Here is a 24560-nt window from a genome sequence, read left to right on the forward strand (position 1 = left end):
CGTCACAGCACGAATTCGAAGCCGAATCGCGAGGACAGCAGGGCGACGAGGTCGCGTGGCATCTTCGCGATGTACGCCGGAGCGGGCACGAGCGATTCCGCCTCGCCGATGAACGGGAAGTAGATGGGCCCGTCGACATCGCGCTCGAGCCGGTTGCGGATCTCGACGATCTCGCCGCCCACGCGGCGGAGCGAGACGAGGCTGATCGGCTTCGCGAGGCGCAGCGTGTCGCTGACCGGCATCCGCCAGTGCGCCAGGTCCTCGCCGTCGCGATGGCGCGTCTCCTGGCCGAGCGGCCCGACGACGCGCCCCCAGCCGCCGAAGCCGGGCTGCGCCAGCGTGCGGTCCCACACGAACAGCGTGTCGCCGGGCTCGGTGTATGCCACGAGCTCGTGGGACCACTCGAAGCGCCGCACGTCGTCGGCCTTGGGCGCGGACAGCGCCTCACCGACCTGACCGCGCGAGGGCGCGATCATCCAGTAGCGTTCCTCGGGCCGGTCACCCCACCATTCGTTGATGGCCATGCCTGCCAGGGTATTCGGATGCAGGCCGGGCCGCCCCTCAGGCGGCCCGCACCATGTCGAGGAAGAGTTCGTGGAAGCGCAGCTCGCCCGTCACCTCGGGATGGAAGGACGTTCCGAGGAGCGAGCCCTGCCGGACGGCGACGATCCGTCCGTCCTCGAGGGCCGCAAGCGGCTCGACGCTCGCGCCGACACTCTCCACGAGCGGCGCGCGAATGAAGACGGCGTGCACAGGCGCCGTGCCGACCAGGGGCACATCCAGGTCGGTCTCGAAGGAGTCGACCTGGCTGCCGAACGCGTTGCGGCGCACGACGACATCGAGACCGCCGAATGTCTCCTGCCCCTCGATGCCGTCCGTGATGCGATCGGCGAGGAGGATCAGACCGGCGCAGGTCCCGTAGACGGGCATGCCGCCGGCGATCGCGTCGCGCAGGGGTGCCTGCATCCCGAACGCGCGGCTCAGCTTGTCGATGACGCTGGACTCCCCGCCCGGCAGGACGAGCCCGTCCACCGCCGCGAGCTCGCCGGGCCGGCGCACGAGTGTCACCTCGGCGCCGAGCCCGTCGAGCACGCGGGCGTGTTCGCGCACGTCACCCTGCAGAGCGAGAACCCCGACGCGTGGAGCTCTGCTCACCAGCCGCGCTCGGCGAGCCGGTGCGGCGCGGGGAGGTCGGCGACGTTGATGCCGACCATCGCCTCGCCGAGGCCGCGCGACACGTCCGCGATGACCTTGGGGTCGTCGTAGAACGTCGTGGCCTTCACGATCGCCGCAGCGCGCTTGGCCGGGTCGCCGGACTTGAAGATGCCGGAGCCGACGAAGACGCCGTCCGCGCCCATTTGCATCATCATCGCGGCGTCCGCGGGGGTCGCCACACCGCCGGCGACGAAGAGCACGACGGGGAGCTTGCCCGTGGCCGCGACCTCGGCGACGAGGTCGTAGGGCGCCTGCAGCTCCTTGGCCGCGACGTACAGCTCGTCCTTCGACATCGAGCGGAGGACGTTGATCTCCCCGGTGATCTTGCGGATGTGCTTCGTGGCCTCCGAGACGTCGCCCGTGCCGGCCTCGCCCTTGGATCGGATCATGGCCGCACCCTCGTTGATGCGGCGCAGGGCCTCACCGAGGTTCGTGGCGCCGCAGACGAAGGGAACCGTGTAGCCCCACTTGTCGATGTGGTTGACGTAGTCGGCGGGCGAGAGCACCTCGGACTCGTCGATGTAGTCGACGCCCAGCTCCTGCAGCACCTGCGCCTCGACGAAGTGGCCGATGCGGGCCTTCGCCATGACCGGGATGGAGACCGCCTCGATGATGCCGTCGATCATGTCGGGGTCGCTCATGCGCGAGACGCCGCCCTGCGCACGGATGTCGGCCGGGACGCGCTCGAGGGCCATGACGGCGACGGCGCCGGCATCCTCCGCGATCTTCGCCTGGTCGGCCGTGACGACGTCCATGATGACGCCGCCCTTGAGCATCTCGGCGAGGCCGCGCTTGACGCGGCTCGTACCGGTGTCGGTTCCTGCGAGATCGAGTGCAGTCACGAGGATTCCCTTCGGTGGGCCGCACGGGCGGGCGGCCGATTACACGGTGAGGCGGACAACGCCCGCTGACAATGCGGAACATTGGCCTAGGCCAAAAGATAGCATGGCAGGGACAGCCGTCCCCACCCGGGAGGATCCATGACGATCGACATCCGCGGGAGCTCCGCATCCGAGATCGCCGACAGCCTGCGCGCCCTCGTCGAGCGCGGCGGTCTGCGCTCCGGGGATGCCCTGCCGCCGGTGCGGACGCTCGCCGAAAGCCTCGGTGTGAACCGCAACACGGTCGCCGCGGCTTACCGCCAGCTCACGGTCGCCGGGCTGGTCGTCACACTCGGGCGCGGAGGCACGCGGGTGGCCGGACCGGCGCCCGTCGCTCAGGAGGGCTTCGCCGACACGGTGCTGCGCGACATCGGCACGGGCAACCCAGATCCCTCGTTCATCCCGGATCCGTCGCGAGCGCTCGCGACCATCGCAGGCCGACCGGTCCTGTACGGCGAGCCGGTGATCGATCCGGATCTCGAACGGTGGGCCGACGAGTGGATGAGCGCCGGCCTGGCGCCGGCATCCATCCGTCTCACGATCACGAGCGGGGCGGCGGACGCGGTGGAGCGGCTCCTCGCCCAGGCGCTGACCCGCGAGGATGCCGTGGCCCTCGAGGATCCGTGTTTCCTCGCCAGCATCCACACCGTGCGCATGGGCGGGTACCGGGCGGTCCCCGTCCCGGTGGATGCGGAGGGGATGACGGTCGACGGACTGCGCGCCGCGCTCGCCCACGGAGTCCGGGCGATCGTCTGCACGCCGCGAGCGCAGAATCCCACGGGTGCGAGCCTCACCGCGGAGCGCGCGGCGGCGCTGCGCGAGGTGCTGCACGAGCACCCGTACGTCCTGGTGATCGAGGATGACCACTACTCGATGCTCTCCCGCACCGCCTACCACTCGCTGATCGGCCCCGAGCACCGGCGCTGGGCGCTGGTGCGCTCGGTGTCCAAGTTCCTCGGACCGGACATGTGCCTGGCCGTGACGGCGTCGGATCCGGAGACCGCCCAGCGGCTCGCCCTGCGTCTCACCCCGGGGACGACGTGGGTCAGCCACCTCCTGCAGCGGCTGACGCACGCCCTCGTGACAGATCCGGAGGCCCGGGATCGGGTGGATGCGGCGGCCGAGCACTATGCGGCGCGCAACGCCGCGTTCGCCGAGCTGCTCGCGGCGGAGGGCATCCCGGTCCGTCCGCAGGACGGGCTCAATCTGTGGGTGACGGCACCCGTCCCTGCGCGCGCGGTGTCGGAGCAGCTCATGCGGCGCGGCTGGCTCGCACGCGCCGGCGACGAGTTCGACCTGGTTCCCACCGGGCCGTCGCACCGCCTGCGCCTGACCGTGCACGACCTGTCGGACGACGATGCCCGACAGCTCGCCGCGGACATCGCCGCATCCGTCCGCGCCGTCGCCTGACCGCGAGGATGACTCTCGACCGCTGATGAAATGATCGAGAGGTGAAGATCCTCTCCATCCAGTCGGCCGTCGCCTACGGGCACGTCGGCAACTCCGCGGCCGTGTTCCCCCTGCAGCGCATCGGAGTGGAGGTGCTGCCGGTCTACACGGTGAACTTCTCGAACCACACCGGCTACGGCGCGTGGCGCGGGCCCCTGATCGGTCCCGACGACGTGCGCGACGTCATCACCGGCATCGAGGAGCGCGGCGTGCTGCCGCAGATCGACGTCGTGCTGTCGGGATACCAGGGCGGCGAGGGCATCGCCGATGTGATCCTTGAAGCCGTGGCCCGCGTGAAGGCGGCGAACCCGGATGCGATCTACGCCTGCGACCCGGTGATGGGCAACGCGAAGTCCGGATGCTTCGTCGCCCCGGCGATCCCGGACCTTCTGCGCGACCGCGTGGTGCCCGCGGCGGACATCGTCACACCCAACCAGTTCGAGCTCGGCTACCTCACGGGGACGTCGCCGTACACGCTCGAGGCGACCCTGGAAAGCGTCGACCTAGTCCGCTCGAGCGGCCCGAGCACGGTGCTCGTCACGAGCGTCGAGCGGCCGGACCGCCCTGCGGACACGATCGAGATGCTCGCGGTCGACGACAAGGGCGCCTGGATCGTGCGCACTCCCCTGCTGCCGCTGAAGGCGAACGGCTCCGGCGACGTGACGGCGGCGCTGTTCACGGCGCACCACCGTTCGACGGGGGATGCGGCGACGGCCCTGGCCCGCACGGCATCCAGCGTCTTCGACCTGCTCGAGCGCACCCACCGGTCGGGCGAGCGCGAGCTGCAGCTCGTCGAAGCGCAGGAGTCGTACGCCCACCCCCGCATGCAGTTCGAGGTCACGCAGGTGCGCTGACTCGCACCGCGTCGCCTGCGCTCCGCTGTCTCAGGCCGAAGCCCAGGCGTCGGCGACGGCCTGGCGCACCTCGCCGAGGAGCTGCGGCAGCGCCTTCGTGCGCGCGATGATCGGGAAGAAATTGGCGTCGGAGTTCCACCGCGGCACCACATGCTGATGCAGGTGCTGCTCGACGCCGGCGCCGGCGACGGCGCCCTGGTTCATGCCGATGTTGAACCCGTCGCAGCGCGACACCGTGCGCAGCACGCGCATCGCCTGCTGGGTGAGGGCTGCGATCTCCGCGACCTCGTCCTTCGTCGCCTGGTCGTACATGGCGACGTGGCGATACGGGCAGATGAGAAGGTGCCCCGAGTTGTACGGGAACAGGTTCAGCAGCGCATACGCGTGCTCTCCGCGGGCCACGATGAGCCCCTCCTCGTCCGGCTTCGCGGGCGCGGAGCAGAACGGGCAGTCGTGCGTGAGCGGCTCCGGCCCCGCCTGGATGTAGACCATCCGATGCGGGGTCCACAGCCGCTGGAAGCCGTCCGGGACGCCGGCCGGCCGCGAGGTGTCGTCCAGCCCCACGACGTGCTCGGCAGGCGTCCCGGAATCGGTCACGCGAGATCCTCCGCGGCGTCCACGAGCGCGTGCGACGAGATCGCATCGAGGATGCGGCGGATGGCGTCATCCACCGGCACGCCGTTCTCCTGAGAGCCGTCGCGGAAGCGGAACGAGACCGTGCCGGCGGCGCGGTCCTGCTCGCCCGCGATGAGCATGAGCGGGACCTTCTGCGTGGTGTGGGTGCGGATCTTCTTCTGCATGCGGTCGGCGCTGTGGTCGAGCTCCGCGCGGACGCCTGCGAGTTTCAGCTGCTCGACGACGCCGCCGAGGTAGTCCGCGTACTCCTCGGCGACCGGGATGCCGACCACCTGGATCGGCGAGAGCCACACGGGGAATGCGCCCGCGTAGTGCTCGAGCAGGATCGCGAAGAACCGCTCGGCCGAGCCGAAGAGCGCGCGGTGGATCATCACCGGTCGGTGCTTCTCGCCGTCAGGGCCGGTGTACTCGAGGTGGAAGCGCTCGGGCAGGTTGAAATCGAGCTGCACCGTCGACAGCTGCCAGGTGCGACCGATCGCGTCGCGGGTCTTCAGGTCGATCTTCGGACCGTAGAACGCGGCCTCGCCCTCCACCTCGGTGAGCTTCAGTCCGGATGCCTGGGCGACCCGGCGGAGCGCGTCGGTGGCCAGGGCCCAGTGCTCCTCGTCGCCGATCCACTTCTCCTTCTCGTCGTCGCGCATCGACAGCTCGAGCTCGAACTCGGTCAGGCCGAAGTCGCGCAGCATCGACAGGACGAACTCCAGGACGCGCCCGACCTCCTCCTCCAGCTGGTCCGGGGTGACGAACAGGTGCGAGTCGTCCTGGGTGAAGCCGCGGACGCGGGTGAGCCCGTGCAGCGCGCCCGACAGCTCGTAGCGGTAGACGGTGCCGTTCTCGTACAGCCGCATCGGCAGGTCTCGGTAGCTGCGGGCCCGCTCGCGGTAGATGAGGATGTGCATCGGGCAGTTCATCGGCTTCAGGTAGTAGTCGATGCCCTGCTTGGTGATCTCGCCGTGCTCGTCGCGCTCCTCGTCCAGGCGGATGGGCGGGAACATGCCCTCCTTGTAGGTGACGAGGTGGTTCGACTCGATGAAGAGGTCCCGCTTGGTGATGTGCGGCGTGTACACGTAGGTGTATCCGCCCTCTCGGTGGCGGCGCAGCGCGTGCTGCTCCATCTCCTGGCGGATGATGCCGCCCCTCGGATGCCACACCGAGAGGCCCGAGCCGATCTCGTCCGGGAACGAGAAGAGGTCGAGCTCCTTGCCCAGGCGGCGGTGATCGCGCTTGGCAGCCTCCTCGAGGCGCTGCTGGTAGGCGCGCAGCTCGTCCTTGGTGGGCCAGGCTGTGCCGTAGATGCGCTGCAGCTGCGGGTTCTTCTCGCTGCCCCGCCAGTACGCACCCGCGATCCGCTGCAGTGCCCAGCCGTTGCCGATCAGGCGGGTGGACGGCAGATGCGGACCCCGGCAGAGATCCTTCCACACGGTCTCCCCGGTGCGCGGGTCGACGTTGTCGTAGATGGTCAGCTCTCCGGCGCCGACCTCGGCGGACGCGCCCTCGGTCTTGTCGGCCCCGCCCTTGAGGCCGATCAGCTCGAGCTTGAACGGCTCGTGGGCGAGCTCGGCCCGTGCCTCGTCATCCGTCACGACGCGCCGGACGAACCGCTGACCCTCGCGGACGATGCGCTGCATCTCCTTCTCGATGGCCTTGAGGTCGTCAGGGGTGAAGGGGTGCTCGGTGCCGAAGTCGTAGTAGAACCCGTCGGTGATGGGCGGCCCGATGCCGAGATTCGTCTGGGGCTTGATGCGCTGGACCGCCTGCGCGAGCACGTGCGCGGTCGAGTGGCGCAGGATGCTGAGCCCCTCGGGGCTCTCGATGGTCACCGGCTCGACCTCGTCCGTCTCGTCGAGGACCGCGGCGAGGTCCTTGAGTTCGCCGTCCACGCGCATGGCGACGACGGAGCGATCGGGGAAGAGGGCGAAGCCATCTGTCGGATAGGACGGCTGGGCGTTTTCAGACACGGGAACTCTCCAGAGATGTGGCTCGGATCAAGGCTACCGGGCGGCGCAGAAAGGCTCCGGCCCGGCATGGCTCAGCTTCGGATGCCGCGGCATCCCGCCCGCTCAGGCCTGACGCGTTCGCGTGCCGGCGCCCGCGACCGCACCCGCGAGGGTGGTCGCGAAGAAGACGATCCGGCGAGTCTGCATGAACCCACCCTACTCGGCGTGCCGCGTCACTCGTCCGTGAACGCGATGTCGACCTGGATCTCCGCCGCGAGCTGCTCGAGCTCCTGGACGACGCCGAGCTCGTCCACGCCGTCCGGCACGCGCGCGGCGAGCGACGCCTCGAACAACGTGCCTCCGGCCATCGGCGCTTCGCGCGTGCGGCTGGAGAAGAGGTCGATCGTGAGGCCCCTCCGGGTGAGGGCGGTGGTGACGTCCTTGACGATGCCGGGACGGTCGTTCCCGAGCACGGTGAACGTGATGCGGCGACCGGCGTCGCGCTCTGCCGTCGCACGTCCCGCGTGGAGAGCGACCTGCATCATGCCGTCGAGTCCGTCCAGCGCCGCGGTCAGCTCTTCGACGCGCCCGTCCGGGACGGACACGAGGACGATGCCGGCGAAAGCCCCCGCAAGCTCGGCAAGCTCGCTCGTCTCCCAGTTGCCTCCGTGCGCCGTGACGACATCGGCAAGGGACTGGACGAGACCGGCACGGTCGTCGCCGACCACGGTGAGCACGAGCTTGGCCATGGCACCGAGCATAGGGGCCGCGGCATCCCCTTCACAGGTGTCCGGGCACCCGCGACACCCGCTGGCTCACGGCACGCGGACGGGCTCGGGTGCGGTGCGGCGGCTCGCGACGGCGCGCCCGATCCACCGCGACAGCGCGGTCGCCGGTCGCTCGACCGCCATCCAGAACCCGGACGCCACCGCGATCGCGGTCGCCATCCCGAGCGGCAGCGCGATCCACAGCCGCCCGTCGCCGAAGACCTTCGCGATCGACACGAGGATCGGCTCGTGCACGAGGTACAGGCTGAACGACACCGCGCCGAACCACAGCAGCACGCGGGTCGTCAGGGCACGGGTGGCGACGCGGCAGTGCAGCGCCATGACCAGCACGACGGCCGCCGCAGAGACGGAGAGCGGCAGATAGCTCGAGCTCGGCACCGCCGGGATGCCGGCGAGCGTCCACCGTGCGGGAAGCATCACAAGCACCCAGACAGCGCACGCCGACCACACGAGCACCGCGGACCAGCGAGCGCGCGTGAGCCGCTCCACGGCCGCCGCGATGGGGTCCTTCGCCGCTGCGAGCACCGCGCCGACCAGGAAGACCGCGAGGTACTGCGCACCACCGAGCATGAAGATCGCGACGGCGGCGAGCGGAGCCGCCAGAGCCAGCCACATCGGGCGACGCGCGCCTTGGCGCGGGTGGACCGCGAACACGAAGAGCGGCAGCAGCAGCGAGAACCAGACCTCCCATTGCAGCGACCACAGCGGTGAGGCGGTGAAGCCGGCGCCATCGAGCAGTGTCCCGTCGTAGAGGACGCCCTTGACGGTGATGTCGTCGGCACGGCGCTGCATCCACGCGCTCGCCATCGTGCCGTGATCCGCGTTGCCGAAGACCGTGATGAGCGCGGCGGCCAGGCCGACGGCCGCGAGCACCGGCACATACAGGCGCGCCAGGCGCTGCGGATAGTAAGCGACCCAGTCGAAGGATGCCGGTTCCCGCACCTGTCGCACCAGCACGTAGCCGCTGAGCACGAAGAAGACCCAGACCGCACCCGCCCCCTCCCACACGATGTGCAGGGGTGACCAGGTCAGGGCCAGCTCCACCGGGTTCGCAGCAGCGCGCGCGGCCACCGGGTTCGTGGATGCGGCGGAGAAGATCGGGGTCGTCAGGAACGCATGATGGACGAGCACAACGAGGCATGCGAGCCCGCGCAGCCCGTCGAGGGCGGCAAGTCTGCTCGATGACTTCGGAGCGTCTGCCGCTGCGACGGCACTCGGCCTCGGATCCGGCGCGACCCGCTCGCTGCGCTCGATCGTCGTGGTCGCGGTGCTCATCGGTAGCCTCCCAGCCATCACGGCCGGTCGACCCGATATCACTCCGAGAGCGACCCGCCGGTGGGCGACCGGATGGTGCTTGGCGGTGGTTCGGACGTTACCGACCCACCCTGGACGCCTCGTGGACGTCCGGTGTGAAGCTCAGGAGTGCGCCTTCCCGTCGACAGCGTCGCGGGAACGACAAGATCCCCCGCGAGCGGCCACCTGTGATCTGCGCATACTGCACAGCGGCCAGGGCGTCGACACGCCTCCCGCATCCCCTGCAGGAGAACAGCCTCATGAACGACGAAAGCCCCGCTGAGCGGGGCTTTCTTTGGTGCGCGATACTGGGATCGAAACTGTATCGGCGTTACTGTCACGACCCGCCGCGATCCCTTATGACACCCGGATTTTCCCGGTAATCTTGCGGGTTAACGCGATCCAGTGTTAAGGTCACTGGATAGCAGGAAACAGCAGGACACCGCACGAGATATTGCACGGTGTTGCACGATGGGGGGCGTCGTCATGGCGAAGACGCGGAAGCGACGCGAGTCGTTCGGCGCAGTGCGCAAGCTGCCATCCGGCCGATACCAGGCGTCGTACGTCGGCCCTGACGGCAACCGGTACACCGCACCGCAGACGTTCGACGCGATTGACGATGCCCGCGGGTGGCTCGCGCACCGTCGTGTCGAAATCGCAGACGGCGCATGGGCCTCGCACGAGGCGAAGGCCACGGCGAAGAAGACCGTCGCGGACACGTTCGCGGCTTACGCGGAGCAGTGGATCTCGACGCGCACGAACCGGCACGGCGACCACCTACGCCCGCGCACCGCCGCGGAGTACCGGCGACTCGTTGCGGGGCCGCTTGCTGAGTTCGGTGACATGCGGTTGCAGGGCATATCCCCCGACGGTGTGCGTCTCTGGTACTCGAATCTCGTGAAGGCGGGCACGAAGACGCAGGCGGCTCGCGCCTACGAGCTACTGAAGGCGATACTCACGACCGCCGTGCAGGATGGGCGGCTGAAGTCGAACCCGTGCCAGATCAAGGGCGCTGCGTCCGCGTCGACAGGGAAGAAGGTCGAACCGCCCACCGCGGCCGAGTTGCAAGCCATCGTGGATGCGATCGGCCCGCAGTATCGGGCCGCGGTGATCCTCGCCGCCTGGGCCGGTGTCCGGTACGGCGAACTGACGGAGCTACGTCGCAAGGATCTTGAGCTCGTCATGGAGTCCGACCGGCTCGAGGTGATCGTCGTTAACGTGTCGCGCGCGGTAACCCACGTCACGGGGCAAGGGTTCATCGTCGGAGCGACGAAGAGTGAGGCCGGCGTCCGAACCATCGTGCTTCCGCCGCACGTGAACGCGATTGTCGAGCAGCACTTGCGCGACAACGTCGGACGGTTCCCGGAGTCTCTGCTGTTCCCCGCGGCGGATGGTGTGACGCACCTGTCACAGTCGTCGTTCTACAAGCACTGGAACTCGGCCAGGAGGGCCGCAGGCCGCCCGGACATGCCGTGGCACGCGCTACGCCACTACGGGGCCACACGGGCCGCTCTGGCGGGCGCAACGCTGAAGGAACTACAGGCGCGGCTCGGACATGCGACCGTCGCAGCTGCCATGCGGTATCAACACACGGCTGGCCGTGACGAAGAGCTTGCGCGGCGCATGTCTGACCTCGCGTGAGACTTGGCGGCATCTCGCCGCCATGAAAGAAGCCGCGCCGCTGGCAAGAGCGACGAGGGCTATACCCCAGAGGAGAGTTGATTCCAATGAGTGACAACATTGTCGCACCCGACGCCCCCGCATACCCCGGCGAGTTGCCCGACTGGGCCGTAAGCGTCGAGCCCTTCAGTGACACAGACGGTTCGTGGCAGTACGAGCTGGAAGGCAGGCACGCGGATATCGGCGTTCCCGCGGATATCCCTCGGCTCGAAGCGTGGGTGAGCCGCGTCGATCGCTACGCGCATGGGATCCTCACACGCGGGGCGATGGAGTGCACGATCTGGAGCGAGTCCGAGAACAAGATCATCGACCTGCCACTCATCCACGCCTGCTGCCTGGCCAACAATGTGCTCAAGGACGCGATCGGCGGCGTGGATGTACACGAGGTCACCGTGTCCTGGCAAGCGCTCCACGAGGCCGCGGCCTGACCGGGCCACGGATCGAAAGGCGCCCCAGACGAAGGGGGGCGCCTTTTCGCTGTCTTCCGGGCGACTCGCCCGCCCGACCTGGGTATTCCCCCCGACCTGCCTGGACAAACCAGCTTGTGCACTCTCCCGCGTGTTAATCTTCAGACATGGCACAGGGGCGTACGCCCAGCCTGATCAATCCGGACCCTGAGATTCGTCAAAGCTGACGGTAGAGGACCTGGGGCAATCGCTTCCAGCGGGAGGCGCGGCCCTCAGACTCTGGCACCACTTGATCACTTCCAACACTTTGGAGTGATTTCGTGGACCCTTTCTCAGTCTCCGGCTCTCAGCGCTGGATTACGATCCCCGCCGCAGCGACCGCGATCGACACCAGCCCTGACACCATCCGCCGCATGATCTCGCGCGGCGAGGTCGAAGCCAAGCGCTTCGGCCCCCGCCTCATCCGCGTCAACCTCGAGAGCCTCATCGCCTCCGGTCGCGCGGTAGGTGCACCGTGAACGCCGAAGCCCCCGCACGGGGGCGAGGGCTCGGTACGTCTGCTGGCAAGCGACACCGCCATTCTACCGTGGAGTTCCGGCCGTCCGACGTCCTCGGATGCATCCGCATCGATCTCACGAACCCCGGAGCGCCCGACACGGGGTCGCCTATCGACGGGTGGGGGTTCGGCGAGGTCGGGCGTCGCATCCACAGAGGCGTAGCCGGCATCACTGCGGGCACCACGGTGCAGCTCGTGGTCAGCGCGACCACCCCAACCTACGGCCTGAGCCTTCCGGACGGGGTCCGCCTGCAGATCGTCGCCCCCGACGTGAGGACGCTGCGCAACTGGCTCGACGCGATGTCGGGGGCCGCCTCATGAGCGACTTCCGATTTCCGGGCCGGTGGCTGAACGACCGTCGCGTGATGACGCTTTCGGGTGACGACTTTAAGGCCTTCATCACGGCGGGCGCGTTCATGGTCGAAAACCGAACGGACGGCCGCATCGTCGCCGAAGACCTCGAGTTCATCCCCCGCTTCACCCCGGCCAGCATCCCGCGCCTCATCGCCGCCGGCCTATGGACGGTCACCGATGACGGGTGGATGATGACGGACTACGAGCCGACGCAGACGACGCGCTCCGAGTTCCAGATCCTCGAGAACGCCCGGCGCGTTCAGCGCGAGAAGAAGGCCCGCCAACGCGCTGCCAGGCGGACTGTCCCCGAGGACGTACCCGGGGACACGTACCCCGGTACTGCACAGGCTAGGCAAGGCCAGGCAAGGCAAGGCCAGGACAACAGCAAAGCTCTCGACGAGCGCACAGGCGAAATTCTCGACGACTGGCCTGCGGCGATGCCTGGTGTGCCCGACGAGTGGCTGAGTCCGGATGCGCCAGGTGCTGTGATCGGCGGTCCCCGTGCGTAACCCGGGAGCGAAGCAGTACGCGATGCTGGCCGCCGCACTCGACGAGGAGCGGGCACCATGCCGCGGTGATGACCGGTTCGTCCTCGACGAGCACGACCTCGAGCCGGCCGACGTGGACGGCATGCGCATCATCTGCGCACACTGCCCGCTCCGAGCCGCCTGCGCCGCGTACGCGCGTGCAGCACACCCGACCGCCGGCATGTGGGCAGGTAGGTACTACAACCCTCGCAGCATGCGGCAGCCGCGCCCGGAGGAGCCATGACCCGGGGGCGGGGGTCCTCGACCGGTCACCGCCGGTTCGTCGTGACCCGCCAGTCAAACCGCTTTTTTTACGTGTCCAAGTTTCAAGCTGAAGGGATCGAGATGGATCAGCAGAACGCGGTTGAGGACCGCATCCGGGAGTTCACCGAGGGCGCTCTCGAGGCGTTGACGCCGGAACGCCGCGCGGAGTGCGCGCTCCTCGCCAGAGTCGAGCCGGGCATGCGCCTGCGGACGGGCGCGGACGACCCGGAGGCGGTCGAACTCTTGTGGGGCGGCGCGGTCGTCGGCGTGACCACCTGGGCCTGGCTCAACGACGGGGCGATCTCGTGAAGCGCTGTACTAGCTGCGGCGAGGCGAAGCCGCTGTCCGACTTCTATCGGAAGCGCGGTCGATCGAATGGCTCGATCTGCAAGGCTTGCACCCTGCGCGCCGCTCGTGAGCGTTACGCGCGCGACCGCGACGTGCTCCTCGCCCGCGTCAAGGACTATCAGGCCCGCCAGCGCGCCGCTCGTACAAATGTCCGAGGTGAGCGGTAGAATGAATCTCGACAAGTCGCCGTTGCGTCTTCGCGTTAGGTTCACCCACGGAGGGTCTGCCGAATCGCCTGGATATGCCAGCCTCGACAGAGTCCGTTGCGGTTCGCCCATCAGTGGCCTGCCCCGGACCGGTCGATCCATATCCGCTGCACGCCGGATTGACGGTGTGCGCAGCATGTCCAGGAGGACATCATGACCATCACCCAGACCGATATCGACCGCCTCGGCGACACCATCTCCACGATGCACGACGAGGCCGAACAGATCCGCGCCACATGGGGCGACGACCCGTCGAAGATGCCCGCGGGCCAGGCCCAGCGTCTCGACCGTCTCGAGCGTGGCACACGCGCGAAGGGGCAGGAGCTCAAGGATCTCATCGCCGCCGCCAACGGCGGAATGGATCGCGAGGCAGCCGCCCAGGCGCGCGCCGCGGCGGTCGACAAGCTCCGCGAGGCCTACCAGAACGCCCATGTTGAGGACGGCGCATTCCGCGCAGGCGACTACGCCGACGTCCGCCGCAACCGGTCGAACCCCTGGCGCGACCTCGGCACCGACATCGCACGCACAGACAGCCCGGACGGTCTGCGCGCACGCGCGCAGGACGTCCTCGAGGTTGTCGTCGGCATCCCGCAGTCGGCGCGCAACCGGCTGTCCGAGATGGTCGACAACCCACGTGAGCCCGGGGCCGCCGAGCTCGTCATCGCCGCGAGCGATCCGAACTACCGCAGCGCCTTCGAGAAGGCGCTCAAGAATCCCGTCACCGGACATCTGATGTGGACGATCGACGAGCAGCTCGCCTTCCAGCGCACCGAGAGTGCCCGCACCGCCCTCGCGGTCGGCGCAGGCGCGAACGGCGGCTACCTGGTGCCGTTCACCCTGGACCCGTCGATCGTGGTCCAGAACAACGGCGCGGCAAACCCGTTCCGTCAGCTGGCCCGCCACGCGGAGACCACGACGAACTCGTGGAATGGCGTCGCGTCGGCCGGTGTGACCGCCCAGTGGCTCACGGAGAACGGCGTCGCCGCGGATGCGACGCCGACATTCGGGCAGCTTCCCATCGTTCCTCAGAAGGCCGCCGCGTGGATGTTCGGCTCATACGAGGCGATCGCCGACACCAACATCGGCGACCAGCTGCCGGAGCTCCTCGCGGACGCGAAGAACCTTCTCGAGAGCGCCGCGTTCGCGACGGGCGCCGGCACGGGCGGCGTGCCGAAGGGCATCGTCACCGCAGCGACGACCTCGGTCACGACCGCCGCTGCGAACACGTACGCGCTCGCCGACATCTACGCCCTCCAGCAGGCCCTTCCCGCGCGCGCACGCATGGGCAAGAGCCCCGCGGTTGTCGGGAACATCGCGATCATCAACAAGACCCGTCAGTTCGACACGGCGGGCGGCTCGTCGTACTGGACGAACCTCGGCGAAGGCTCGCCGGCGAAGGTCCTCGGGCTCCAGGTGGCCGAAGCGTCCAGCATGGTCGCCACGACCACCACGGGCAGCAAGATCCTCGTGGCCGGCGATTTCGATAAGTTCCAGATCGTCGACCGCATCGGCACCGTCATGATCTTCGAGCCGCTGCTCCAGGACCAGGCCACCGGACGCCCGAGCGGCCAGGGCGGATGGTTCACCTACTGGCGCGTCGGGTCCGACGTGCTCGACGCATCGCAGTTCCGGGTGCTCACCGTCCAGTGAGTCACCCGACACGGCGTCAACGTCACCCCACGGCTTGTACCTTGATCCGAGCCGACAGGGGAGCGAAGGCCGGCGAGGGTGTCCTTTCAGCCCGTAGACCCGACCTGCGCCGCAGCAGCACCGGGGGGCGGGGGTCCGCTCCGACCCCTCACCCCCGGCGCTGATGACCTCGAGGCCGCCTCAGCGCACGGGTCCCCGGTCGAGCCAGCTTGCATGCGACATGTGCTGCCGGCGCGAAGAGCCGACGATCTCGCTCCAATCAGCGCGCAAGGGAGGCGCTCCTAGACAAATCGCCCACTCGATCGCGTCCTCGACGCTGAGTCTGCTCGTCGGCAAGTGCATATCGTAGGCGTCACGCGGGCAACCCACGAGGTTGAGATGGACGTGGGTGAGCGTGTAAGGACTGTTCCGGTCTGGATGCCAGTGCATGGCGAAGAGCGGCACGTCGCCGCGCTGCAATTCGTGTTGGTACGACGTCGTCTGCACCTTATAGGGGCGGCGCTGACCCTCGACACGAAGGATGCGATAGTGCAGCTTGACAGAGAGCGTCAGGTCGCCGAGCGCGATCCCGTCTCCGTCAAGGCTCCCCACCGTGAGGAGCTTGTCTTTGTCCAGTTCGTCTCTGCCCCCATGCGAGACGACTACGCGCTCGTGGGACACACACGACACCGCGCGCTGGATCGGCGCCACAAACTCTGAGTACGCCTCGTACGGCTTGCGACCAGGCAACTCGCCTACACGGCTAGTGGGAGCATCATGATCAGGCGGCGGACCGATCGGTCTCGCGATCCTTGGTACTCGCCTCGGTTCAAACGCACTAGAAACTCGTCGAAGCTGATCCCGAGATCGCGGCGCGCGAGGCTGTCGAGCGCAGCACGACCCTCCACCTGGCTGACCTCGGCGACCTCTGGCAAGCTCGCGATCATCGTCATGGGGCCATTATGCACACGAACCACGGACACGGATAGTCCGGCCAGTAGGCGCTTACAAATTCGATCCACGTCGCCCGATACGGCGTCATCAATCCGTATGGGCATCAGCAACCTCGTGAGCCGCTGGTCGTAAGGCTCGGGCCGGACAATCCGCGTCAGCCGATACGATCGGCGGTCAGAGGAAGGAGATCGCGATGAGCTATATGACGGCGCGCGACCACGCTGCGAAGTCCAAGAGGTGGGCAGAGGGCGCGATGGGCCAAACGAACGATCAGGCGACCATGAACCTAGCGAAGGCCGTGGCCGAGCTCGCTCACTCGCAGTACGACCTAGCGCAGGCGTTGGCGAACAAGGAGTAGGCCGTACGGCACGGGGGGCCATCCCTCGATCGACCGGCCTCGGCATCGCCAATGACCCGCCAGTCAAACAAAAGCCCGTGTACGGGTCTGGGGCTCTTGAGGCGTACGGATGTTCGAGCCGAATGAACCGCGGCACAATGGACATTCGTGGGGACGAACAGACGCTACCCGCACCACGCGGGGCAACTCGCTGAGGAGCGGCAGCTACGCGAGGCAGCGCAGAGCGGCCCGATGCAGTCCCTCACACCCCGCCAGGTCCGGTACGGTGCGGTCCCGCTGACAACGGTCCCCGACCGCACAGACGTGTGGGGTCTTGCCTGGCTCCGCTTCGGGGACGCCGATGTCAGAGCGACCGTGAGGATCCGCCGCTGGACCGATAATGCGGTCGATGTGGTCGTGGACATCGACGGGCATGAGCACCGCGGATGGATCTGGAGGTCTGCGTGTGAACCGCTCAATGAGCGACGAGACGCCTGGTAGATCTCTACCTATCGCCGCTCCCAGCGCTTGTAACCCCCGGGGCAACCGCCAAGCCTCGAGACGGATCTCCTCCCCCGTCACATGATCCCCGACAGCCCCTGCTATGCGCGCCGGACCACGGAGACCCTCACCTACACTCCGAAACGACGGAGGAAGTACCTCCGTCAGGAAGGTGATCCATGATCACTGACGACGGAATCAGGAATGCGATCAATGCGCATACTCACTCGCGGGGCGACACCGCGTTCGCCGAAGCGCTCGTCGCGCTGCACGACCGCATCATCGCTCTCGAAGAGGCTCAGCAGCATGATGCGTGGCGCGCCTAGGTAGGAGCTTGGTTCATGCTGTCCGACGCTAGCCCGCCCCCTGTAGCGTCGGCGCCATGATCAACCCCAACGAAGTGCTCTGCTTCCAACAAGACGGCACGTCTCGGCGGATCCCGCGCTCACAGCTCCCCGCCGATGCACAAAACATGAACCTCGCGATCGGGGCCGCTTTCTACGAGGCGGGCGAACTCCACCACGCGATCGAGCGGTCCGGCGAACTCGAGGTGTGGGCCGCTGCCGGAGTGACGATCAGACCCCTTGCGTAAGACGCGCGCTATTGCACGTATATTGCACGTGTCATCCCGAAACGAGAAAACCCCCGGATTTCCGGGGGTTTCTTGGTGCGCGATACTGGGATCGAACCAGTGACCTCTTCCGTGTCAGGGAAGCGCGCTACCGCTGCGCCAATCGCGCCTGTACAGGCTGTTGAGTTGTCCGGTCATGACCGGGAGTGGAGGTGGCGACGGGATTCGAACCCGTGTAAACGGCTTTGCAGGCCGGTGCCTAGCCGCTCGGCCACGCCACCGCGTGTGGTGCGAACCCCACGGCGTGATCTCCGTGGAGATCCCCGCACTCGAGCGGATGACGAGACTCGAACTCGCGACCCTCACCTTGGCAAGGTGATGCGCTACCAACTGCGCTACATCCGCATTCTGTTTCCGACGTTTCCGCCGGGCACTTGTTTTACTTTAGACGATTCTCGCGTCGGCGCAAAACCGGACGCACCTCGCGCGTGTCTCACCCTCGGTTCGCGGCGGAGGATGACTTCGGGTAGCATCGAGTCTCGGCCCTGAGGGCCACGGGCGATTGGCGCAGTTGGTAGCGCGCTTCCTTCACACGGAAGAGGTCATCAGTTCGAGTCTGGTATCGCCCACCACTGAAACCCCCGGATGACCGGGGGTTTTGTCATTCCCCGCCTGGGCTCCATCAACCGATCGGTGGATGGCGTCGGGCCTTGTGGTCGATCCGATTCGGACGGTCGCTGTCGATGCTGGAGGCATGAACATCACCTCGCGCCTCTCGATCGCCCGCGCGCTCGTCGCCTGCTACGTCGTCCTGAGCCTGCTCGCCCTGGTCGTCCTCGGAATCCTGTCCTCTCTTGCACCTGCGCAGGCCGGCGCGGGTGCGTGGATCCGTGGCTCGATCGTCGCCGCGACCGGCATACTGATGTTCGTGTTCGCGACGCAGGCCGTCCGCGGCAGCTCTCCTGGCCTCCTCCGGTGGCGCATCGTCGTCATCGTCATGGTCGTCGCCATTGCGGTGGTGGTCTCGATCCCCGGCCTGCTGCCCCTGTGGTTCGTCGTCGAGCAGATCATGTGCGGACTGCTGCTCCTCGCCGTGTGCGTTCTCGTCCTGTCGCGTCGTGCGGCGGCATCCGTCGGCTCGCCGAAGGGAGAGGGATGACGTCGGTCCAGTATCTGAGCGGCGCACGCGGCGATCGCATGGGCCGGATCGTCGTCGAAGGCGTCCCCTACGTCATCGTGGCCGTCGTCGTCGGATTCACCCTCTCGGACGGATCCGCTACGCCGGCCACGTACGTGCTGCTCGCAGGCAGCCTGCTCTGGATGCTGGGCATGTTCACCCTCCCGCGCCGTCTGCGGACGAACCCCGGTGCGATGGGACTCTTCGTCGCGGGACTGTTTGCCCTGTTCTGCGCCCTCACCGCGATCGCCCCCTGGTACGGTTCCCTCGCGCTGGTGGGCTACGTGTACTCGTTCGCGGTCGTCGTCTGGCCGTGGCGTCTGGTCGCCGTCTCGGCGTTCGCGGTGCTGGCCGCAGTCGCCCAGGCGGACGGGCTGCGCGGTCCAGATGCCGCCCACCTTGCGGTCTCCGCGGCCATCTTGCTCGTGAACGTCGGCGGGATGTGCATTCTCGCCTGGGTTTACCAGAGCATGCGCTCTCTCGCGGATGAGCGGCGTCGCGCACTCGACGAGAACGAGCGCCTCCGGGAGCAGCTCATCGCCCAGGCGCGGGCGGAAGCGCGCACCGACGAACGTCAGCGCCTGGCCCGCGAGATCCACGACACCGTCGCCCAGGGCCTCGTCGGCGTGATCACCCAGCTCGACGCGATCTCCGGTTCGGACGAATGGATGCTGTCCCCCGACGACCGCCGGCATCTCGAACAGGCGGCAGCCATCGCGCGCGAGAGCCTGCGCGAGACCCGCCGTGCGGTCGTCGAGCTCGCACCTTCCGTCTTGGAAGGCGCGGACCTCACGGCCGCCGTTCGACGCACGACCGAGGACTGGGGCCTTCGCGCAGGGATCGCCACGCGCCTCTCGCTGCCCGACGCGACGGGCACGGCGGGCCCCGAGGTCGCGGCGGCGATCGTGCGCGTCCTGCAGGAGGCGCTCGCCAACGTCACGCGGCACGCTCACGCGAGCCTCGCATCGGTCACGCTGACGTGGTTCCCGGATGCTCTGGTCCTCGACGTGGCGGACGACGGCTGCGGATTCGATCCCTCGGCCACACACGGCCCGCACGCAGCGGGCGGCTACGGGCTCACGGCGATGAGAGACCGCATGGCGGCCGTCGGCGGCAGCGTCGACATCGAGAGCTCATCGCGTGGAACGGTCGTCACGGCACGCGCCCCTCTCGCTCCTCCGACGCCCCGAACCCGAAGGGCCGAACGATGACAGACGACATCCGCATCGTGGTCGTCGATGACCACCCGGTCGTCCGGGATGGGCTCGTCGGCATGCTCTCTGCCGCGACGGGCATCGAGGTGGTCGGCACGGGTGAGACCGGGTCGGATGCGGTCCACCTGGCGCGCACGCTGCGTCCGGACGCCCTCGTTCTCGATCTGCGTATGCCGCACATGACCGGGACCGAGGCGATCCGGGTTCTGCGCGCCGACGGTGATGACACGCCGATCCTGGTCCTGACCACCTTCGACTCCGACGACGAGGCGACCGCCGCGCTGCGAGCAGGGGCGACGGGGTATCTGCTCAAGGATGCGGGTCGCGACGAGCTCATCGCGGCCGTGCGCTCCACAGCACAACGGGCGCCCGTTCTGGCGCCCTCGATCGCGGCGATGCTCGTTCGCGGAGTGCATCCGGATCCCGCGGCCGACCTTCTGACCGAGCGGGAGTGCGAGGTGCTCCGCCTCGTGGCGGAGGGCAACACGAACGCCGCTGTCGGCCGTGCCCTCTTCATCGGGCAGTCGACCGTGAAAACGCATCTGCTCAACGTCTACGCGAAGCTCGGGGTATCCGACCGCGCGGCGGCGGTGGATGCGGCGCACCGCCGCGGCATCCTCTGAATCAGTTCCCCGCCGCCCAGCCGTACCGGCGATGGAGCTCGGCGGCGACGCGTGTGAACCGAGCGATGTCCAGGGCCGCGGCCTCGCGACGCATCCCCTGATTGTGCACGAGGTAGAACTGGTCGAGATCGACCCACGACGGTCGCCCCTGCGAGTCCCACGGTCCTGAGCCGATCGGCAGGAAGTCGCGCTGCCCGTCGTGCGCCTTGCTCGTGAGCTTCACGGCGTACACGGTGTCGGCGTCCCGTCGCCCGATCACGAGCACCGGACGGTCCTTCCCCCGTCCGTCGTCCTCGGCGTACGGGACCCAGGTCCACACCACTTCGCCGGCGTCGGGATCGGAGTCCCGCGCGGGCGCGTACGTGATGCGGAGCGCGGAGCGGCCCGGCGGAGCGATCTCGATCGTGGCAGACGGCCCGGAGCTGCCGGGAAGGTTCTCTCCCCACGGTGCCGTGGGCGCAGCCTGCCGCGATCCGCGTCGAGCGGGTCGGAAGAAGTCGGCGATCGCCGAGAGGATGCCACGGGCCACCAGTTCACGATATCGGCCGCGGCCGCCGGAACACGCGCGAGGGGCGCCGCGTCGGGTACGCAGCGCCCCTCGTCACGTCGAGGACAGAGACCTCACACGTTCGCGTCGAGCAGGTAGCCTTCCTCGCCGTGAACGACGGTGTCGACGCCGGCGATCTCGTCCTCGTTCGTGATGCGGAAGCCCATCGTCTTCTGGATGATCCACCCGATGACGTAGGCGAGGACGAAGGAGTAGATCATGACGCTGAAGGCGCCGATCGCCTGCACGCCGAGTTGCTGGAACGAACCGGTGTCCAGGAGGCCGATGCCGGCGCCGAAGATGCCGATGTACAGCGTGCCGATGACACCGCCGACCAGGTGGATGCCGACGACGTCGAGCGAGTCGTCGAAGCCGAGCTTCCACTTCATCTCGATGGCGATCGCGCAGATCGCACCCGTGATGAGGCCGAGGACCATCGCCCACCCGGGCGTCAGGATGTTACAGGCGGGGGTGATCGCGACGAGGCCCGCGACGGCACCGGATGCCGCACCGATCGAGGTGGGCTTGCCGTCCTTGATCTTCTCCACGATCAGCCAGCCGATCGTCGCCGCGGCGGGCGCCGCGAGTGTGTTGATCCAGGCGATCGCGGCGACGCCGTCGACAGCGGCCTCGGAGCCGGCGTTGAAGCCGAACCAGCCGAACCACAGGAGCGCGGCGCCGAGAAGCGTCAGCGGCACGTTGTGCGGCTTCTGGATGCCCTTCTGGAAGCCGACGCGCTTGCCGAGCACCAGTGCGAGTGCGAGGCCCGCCGCGCCGGCGTTGATGTGCACCGCCGTACCACCGGCGAAGTCGTTCACGTGCAGAACGCTGGCGAGCCACCCGTCCTGCAGGTTGAAGACCCAGAACGCGACCGGGAAGTAGACGACCGTGACCCAGATGCCGGCGAACACCATCCAGGCGCCGAACTTCGCACGGTCGGCGATCGCACCGGAGATCAGCGCGACGGTGATGATCGCGAACGTGGCCTGGAAGCCGACGAATGCGAGGGAATTCATGTCCGGGTTCATCGCACCGTCTGCGCCGATGCCGAGGAACTTCTGGAGCCCGATGAACCCGTCGAACGGGTTGCCGAGCACGTGAGGGATGAGCGGGGTGCCGAACGCCATTCCGTAGCCGTAGAGCATCCAGAGGACACCCACGAGCGCGATCGCGCCGAAGCTCATCATCATCATGGAGATGACGCTCTTCGCCTTGACCATGCCGCCGTAGAAGAACGCGACCCCGGGGGTCATGAGCAGTACGAGCGCCGCGGCGACGAGGAGCCACAGCGAGTTCACTGCGGTCTTGGCGTCGTAGGCGGCGGCTGCTGCCAGTAGATGCATCGGGAACTGCCTCTCAGGTGGATCTCGGGTAAACCACCGGGTGCGGGAGTCCGCGACCTGGTGATGCGAGTTTCCTGAGAGGAGGTTTCGAGTGGCCGGTGTCTGTGTTTCGGGCCGGTTACGAGACCCTCACATGTGTGAACATCCTGTTTCGCGGCCCCGCGCGTCAATCCAGCGTGAGGGCGACCAGACGCGAGATCGCGCGCAGATACTTCTTGCGGTAGCCGCCGCCGAGCATCTCCTCGCCGAACACGAGATCGAGGCTGGTTCCGGTGGCCCGGATCGGGATCTGCGCGTCGTACGCGCGATCGACGAAGGCGACGAACCTCAGCGCCGCGGACTGGTCGTCCAGCGGCGCGACGGCGCGCAGGCCGATGAGGTCCAGCCCGTCGAGCAGGCGGATGTAGCGCGACGGATGCACGCGAGCGAGGTGCGCGATCAGGTCGGCGAACGCGTCGTCGGATGCGAGACCGCGGGTGGCGGCATCCCCGATCGCCGTCTCGTACGCGGAGTCCTCGAGCACCGCCGCGTGTCCGTCCAGTGCACGGTGTCGGTAGTCGTTGCCGTCGATGCGGATCGTGTCGAAGTTCTCGGCCATCGCGTGGATCTCGCGCAGGAAGTCCTGCGCCGCGAACCGACCCTCGCCGAGGGCGTTCGGAGGGGTGTTGGATGTCGCGGCCAGGCGCGTCCCTGACGCGACGAGCTCGCCCAGCAGACGCGTCATGACCATCGTGTCGCCGGGGTCGTCGAGCTCGAACTCGTCGATGCACAGCAGATCGGAACCGCGGAACAGCTCGACCGTCTTCTGGTAGCCGAGCGCGCCCACCAGGGCCGTGTACTCGATGAACGAGCCGAAGTACTTCCGGCGTGCCGGCATCGCGTGGTAGATCGAGGCGAGCAGGTGCGTCTTGCCGACGCCGAAGCCGCCGTCGAGGTACACGCCGGGCTTGGGCGCGGGGTCCTTCTTCGCGCGGCGGAAGAACCCGCCCTTGGCGGGCTCGGCGCCCATCCCCGCGAAGCGCAGGAGGGTCTCCTTCGCCGACTGCTGCGAGGGGAATGCGGCGTCGGCGCGATACGACTCGAACGTCGCGTCGGCGAACTGGGGCGGCGGCACAAGCGATGCGATCATGTCCGCGCCGCCCAGCTGTGGCATGCGCTCGGCGAGGTGGACGACTCCGGCTTGTCCGGATGCTGCTGAGGCGCTGGCCATTCGTGTGACGCTGTTCTTAACGATCGGGCGCGACGCGCGCGCGGCGGAATAGGGTCGAGACGACGCCATCAACCCTAGCCGCGTCGCCCGTCAACCCGATCCGAGGAGCACCACCGTGACCGTCGATCTCGACACGTCGTCCGCCAAGTTCGCCGAGTACGCGCACCCCGAGCGTCTCGTCACGGCGGACTGGCTGGAGGCACGGCTCGGACAGCCCGGACTGGTCGTCGTCGAGTCCGACGAGGACGTCCTCCTGTACGAGACCGGGCACATCCCCGGAGCGGTGAAGGTCGACTGGCACACGGAGCTCAACGACCCGGTCGTCCGCGACTACGTCGACGGTGCGGGCTTCGCCGAGCTCTTCCGCCGCAAGGGCATCTCCCGCAACGACACGATCGTCGTGTACGGCGACAAGAACAACTGGTGGGCCGCGTACGCTCTGTGGGTCTTCTCGCTGTTCGATCACGAGGATGTGCGCCTGCTGGACGGCGGGCGCGACGGCTGGATCTCGGAGGGCCGCCCGATCACGACCGAGCCGACGGTGCGCGAGCGCACCGACTACCCGGTCGTCGAGCGCGACGCCAGCGTGCTCCGCGCCTATAAGGACGACGTCCTCGCGCATTTCGGCTCGCCGCTCATCGACGTGCGCTCCCCCGAGGAGTACACCGGCGAGCGCACTTCGGCGCCCGCGTACCCCGAAGAAGGAGCGCTCCGCGCCGGGCACATCCCCACGGCGCGCAGTGTCCCGTGGGGTCGCGCGGTGGCCGAGGACGGCACCTTCAAGAGCCGCGACGAGCTGGATGCGATCTACCGCGGCGAAGCCGGCCTCGCCGACGGCGACAGCGTCGTCGCCTACTGCCGGATCGGCGAGCGGTCGAGCCACACGTGGTTCGTGCTGCAGCATCTGCTCGGCTTCCACGACGTGCGCAACTACGACGGCTCCTGGACCGAGTGGGGCAGCGCGGTTCGCGTGCCGATCGCGACCGGTGCGGAGCCCGGCGAGGCTCCCGCTCGGCGCTGACCAGAGGCCTGCGTGGTGAGCCATGGGACAATGGCCGT

General features: G+C 68.2%; 28 protein-coding genes and 4 tRNA genes. 17 read left to right on the forward strand and 15 right to left on the reverse strand.

The features are described from left to right. Window positions 1-2 precede the first annotated feature (2 nt). From AC0NZN_RS01275 to pdxS, 3 genes are read right to left on the reverse strand one after another with little or no spacing between them, the layout of a single operon-like run. The gene (locus AC0NZN_RS01275) at window positions 3-524 is read right to left on the reverse strand and encodes a hypothetical protein (RefSeq protein WP_474590457.1); all 522 of its coding nucleotides are present in this window, start codon (window positions 522-524) and stop codon (window positions 3-5) included. 37 nt (window positions 525-561) lie between these two features. Then, window positions 562-1155, reverse strand: coding sequence for a pyridoxal 5'-phosphate synthase glutaminase subunit PdxT (gene pdxT, locus AC0NZN_RS01280; RefSeq protein WP_474590458.1), 594 nt, complete (start codon window positions 1153-1155; stop codon window positions 562-564). Next, on the reverse strand, window positions 1152-2057 hold the full coding sequence (gene pdxS, locus AC0NZN_RS01285; RefSeq protein ID WP_474590459.1) for a pyridoxal 5'-phosphate synthase lyase subunit PdxS: 906 nt from the start codon (window positions 2055-2057) through the stop codon (window positions 1152-1154). Before pdxS ends, pdxT begins: the two co-directional genes overlap by 4 nt. A gap of 138 nt (window positions 2058-2195) precedes the next feature. Between pdxS and AC0NZN_RS01290 the strand changes: the two genes are divergently transcribed. Together AC0NZN_RS01290 and pdxY are read left to right on the forward strand one after the other, a co-directional pair. Further along, window positions 2196-3506: an aminotransferase class I/II-fold pyridoxal phosphate-dependent enzyme gene (locus AC0NZN_RS01290; RefSeq protein WP_474590460.1), complete on the forward strand. Its 1311-nt coding sequence runs from the start codon at window positions 2196-2198 to the stop codon at window positions 3504-3506. Between the two features lie 41 nt (window positions 3507-3547). Beyond that, window positions 3548-4399, forward strand: a complete 852-nt coding sequence (gene pdxY, locus AC0NZN_RS01295; RefSeq protein ID WP_474590461.1) for a pyridoxal kinase PdxY — start codon at window positions 3548-3550, stop codon at window positions 4397-4399. 30 nt (window positions 4400-4429) lie between these two features. Here pdxY and AC0NZN_RS01300 read toward each other — a convergent pair whose 3' ends face one another. The 4 genes from AC0NZN_RS01300 to AC0NZN_RS01315 form a co-directional block, all read right to left on the reverse strand. After that, window positions 4430-4996 carry an HIT family protein gene (locus AC0NZN_RS01300; protein WP_474590462.1) on the reverse strand — a complete coding sequence of 189 codons (567 nt, stop codon included), beginning with the start codon at window positions 4994-4996 and terminating at the stop codon, window positions 4430-4432. Next, on the reverse strand, window positions 4993-6921 hold the full coding sequence (gene thrS, locus AC0NZN_RS01305; RefSeq protein ID WP_474590742.1) for a threonine--tRNA ligase: 1929 nt from the start codon (window positions 6919-6921) through the stop codon (window positions 4993-4995). Before thrS ends, AC0NZN_RS01300 begins: the two co-directional genes overlap by 4 nt. Before the next feature lie 284 nt (window positions 6922-7205). Next, complete coding sequence (locus tag AC0NZN_RS01310) at window positions 7206-7721, reverse strand: glycine cleavage system transcriptional repressor (RefSeq protein WP_474590463.1); 516 nt, start codon at window positions 7719-7721, stop codon at window positions 7206-7208. Window positions 7722-7787: 66 nt separating this feature from the next. Beyond that, window positions 7788-9035 (reverse strand): acyltransferase family protein, encoded by a 1248-nt coding sequence (locus AC0NZN_RS01315; RefSeq protein WP_474590464.1) that lies wholly within the window; start codon window positions 9033-9035, stop codon window positions 7788-7790. Between the two features lie 504 nt (window positions 9036-9539). Between AC0NZN_RS01315 and AC0NZN_RS01320 the strand changes: the two genes are divergently transcribed. From AC0NZN_RS01320 to AC0NZN_RS01355, 8 genes are all read left to right on the forward strand, one after another. Continuing rightward, entirely contained in the window at window positions 9540-10694 is a 1155-nt protein-coding gene (locus tag AC0NZN_RS01320) for a tyrosine-type recombinase/integrase (protein WP_474590465.1), read from the forward strand. Between the two features lie 86 nt (window positions 10695-10780). Beyond that, the gene (locus AC0NZN_RS01325) at window positions 10781-11161 is read left to right on the forward strand and encodes a hypothetical protein (protein WP_474590466.1); all 381 of its coding nucleotides are present in this window, start codon (window positions 10781-10783) and stop codon (window positions 11159-11161) included. A 299-nt stretch (window positions 11162-11460) separates the two neighbouring features. Further along, entirely contained in the window at window positions 11461-11658 is a 198-nt protein-coding gene (locus tag AC0NZN_RS01330) for a hypothetical protein (protein WP_474590467.1), read from the forward strand. Window positions 11659-11726: 68 nt separating this feature from the next. Then, the gene (locus AC0NZN_RS01335) at window positions 11727-12017 is read left to right on the forward strand and encodes a hypothetical protein (RefSeq protein ID WP_474590468.1); all 291 of its coding nucleotides are present in this window, start codon (window positions 11727-11729) and stop codon (window positions 12015-12017) included. Further along, on the forward strand, window positions 12014-12559 hold the full coding sequence (locus AC0NZN_RS01340; RefSeq protein WP_474590469.1) for a hypothetical protein: 546 nt from the start codon (window positions 12014-12016) through the stop codon (window positions 12557-12559). Before AC0NZN_RS01335 ends, AC0NZN_RS01340 begins: the two co-directional genes overlap by 4 nt. Continuing rightward, window positions 12552-12821: a WhiB family transcriptional regulator gene (locus tag AC0NZN_RS01345; RefSeq protein ID WP_474590470.1), complete on the forward strand. Its 270-nt coding sequence runs from the start codon at window positions 12552-12554 to the stop codon at window positions 12819-12821. Before AC0NZN_RS01340 ends, AC0NZN_RS01345 begins: the two co-directional genes overlap by 8 nt. Window positions 12822-12922: 101 nt before the next feature. After that, window positions 12923-13150, forward strand: coding sequence for a hypothetical protein (locus AC0NZN_RS01350; protein WP_474590471.1), 228 nt, complete (start codon window positions 12923-12925; stop codon window positions 13148-13150). A gap of 398 nt (window positions 13151-13548) precedes the next feature. Further along, complete coding sequence (locus tag AC0NZN_RS01355) at window positions 13549-15045, forward strand: phage major capsid protein (RefSeq protein ID WP_474590472.1); 1497 nt, start codon at window positions 13549-13551, stop codon at window positions 15043-15045. 180 nt (window positions 15046-15225) lie between these two features. On the opposite strand, the gene AC0NZN_RS01360 is transcribed toward AC0NZN_RS01355, so the two are convergent. Next, window positions 15226-15735 (reverse strand): hypothetical protein, encoded by a 510-nt coding sequence (locus AC0NZN_RS01360; protein ID WP_474590473.1) that lies wholly within the window; start codon window positions 15733-15735, stop codon window positions 15226-15228. Between the two features lie 44 nt (window positions 15736-15779). Further along, window positions 15780-15977: a hypothetical protein gene (locus AC0NZN_RS01365; protein ID WP_474590474.1), complete on the reverse strand. Its 198-nt coding sequence runs from the start codon at window positions 15975-15977 to the stop codon at window positions 15780-15782. Between the two features lie 1018 nt (window positions 15978-16995). Between AC0NZN_RS01365 and AC0NZN_RS01370 the strand changes: the two genes are divergently transcribed. Both AC0NZN_RS01370 and AC0NZN_RS01375 read left to right on the forward strand, forming a co-directional pair. After that, window positions 16996-17142, forward strand: coding sequence for a hypothetical protein (locus tag AC0NZN_RS01370; RefSeq protein ID WP_474590475.1), 147 nt, complete (start codon window positions 16996-16998; stop codon window positions 17140-17142). A gap of 56 nt (window positions 17143-17198) precedes the next feature. After that, window positions 17199-17408, forward strand: coding sequence for a hypothetical protein (locus AC0NZN_RS01375; protein ID WP_474590476.1), 210 nt, complete (start codon window positions 17199-17201; stop codon window positions 17406-17408). Between the two features lie 73 nt (window positions 17409-17481). Here the strand turns inward: AC0NZN_RS01375 and AC0NZN_RS01380 are convergent. From AC0NZN_RS01380 to AC0NZN_RS01390, 3 genes are all read right to left on the reverse strand, one after another. Beyond that, window positions 17482-17556, reverse strand: a tRNA-Val gene (locus AC0NZN_RS01380). Window positions 17557-17594: 38 nt separating this feature from the next. After that, a tRNA-Cys gene (locus AC0NZN_RS01385) sits at window positions 17595-17668 on the reverse strand. 51 nt (window positions 17669-17719) lie between these two features. Further along, window positions 17720-17792: transfer RNA gene (locus AC0NZN_RS01390), tRNA-Gly, on the reverse strand. A gap of 151 nt (window positions 17793-17943) precedes the next feature. Here AC0NZN_RS01390 and AC0NZN_RS01395 point away from each other — a divergent pair. The 4 genes from AC0NZN_RS01395 (at window position 17944) to AC0NZN_RS01410 (ending at window position 20401) form a co-directional block, all read left to right on the forward strand. Beyond that, window positions 17944-18019, forward strand: a tRNA-Val gene (locus AC0NZN_RS01395). Between the two features lie 122 nt (window positions 18020-18141). Beyond that, the gene (locus tag AC0NZN_RS01400; RefSeq protein ID WP_474590477.1) at window positions 18142-18546 is read left to right on the forward strand and encodes a hypothetical protein; all 405 of its coding nucleotides are present in this window, start codon (window positions 18142-18144) and stop codon (window positions 18544-18546) included. After that, window positions 18543-19775: a sensor histidine kinase gene (locus AC0NZN_RS01405; RefSeq protein ID WP_474590478.1), complete on the forward strand. Its 1233-nt coding sequence runs from the start codon at window positions 18543-18545 to the stop codon at window positions 19773-19775. The genes AC0NZN_RS01400 and AC0NZN_RS01405 overlap by 4 nt, the downstream gene beginning before the upstream one ends. Then, a complete protein-coding gene (locus AC0NZN_RS01410; RefSeq protein WP_474590479.1) occupies window positions 19772-20401 on the forward strand; it encodes a response regulator in 630 nt (209 codons plus the stop codon). The genes AC0NZN_RS01405 and AC0NZN_RS01410 overlap by 4 nt, the downstream gene beginning before the upstream one ends. A 1-nt stretch (window position 20402) precedes the next feature. Here the strand turns inward: AC0NZN_RS01410 and AC0NZN_RS01415 are convergent, their stop codons facing one another. The 3 genes from AC0NZN_RS01415 to zapE form a co-directional block, all read right to left on the reverse strand. After that, the gene (locus AC0NZN_RS01415; protein WP_474590480.1) at window positions 20403-20930 is read right to left on the reverse strand and encodes a type II toxin-antitoxin system PemK/MazF family toxin; all 528 of its coding nucleotides are present in this window, start codon (window positions 20928-20930) and stop codon (window positions 20403-20405) included. Between the two features lie 92 nt (window positions 20931-21022). Beyond that, on the reverse strand, window positions 21023-22291 hold the full coding sequence (locus AC0NZN_RS01420) for an ammonium transporter (protein WP_474590481.1): 1269 nt from the start codon (window positions 22289-22291) through the stop codon (window positions 21023-21025). A 166-nt stretch (window positions 22292-22457) separates the two neighbouring features. Further along, on the reverse strand, window positions 22458-23501 hold the full coding sequence (gene zapE, locus AC0NZN_RS01425; protein WP_474590482.1) for a cell division protein ZapE: 1044 nt from the start codon (window positions 23499-23501) through the stop codon (window positions 22458-22460). Between the two features lie 115 nt (window positions 23502-23616). Here zapE and AC0NZN_RS01430 point away from each other — a divergent pair, with 115 nt between their 5' ends. Next, window positions 23617-24522, forward strand: coding sequence for a sulfurtransferase (locus tag AC0NZN_RS01430; protein ID WP_474590483.1), 906 nt, complete (start codon window positions 23617-23619; stop codon window positions 24520-24522). Window positions 24523-24560: the final 38 nt, after the last annotated feature.

Source organism: Microbacterium sp. sgz311019 (assembly GCF_056135325.1).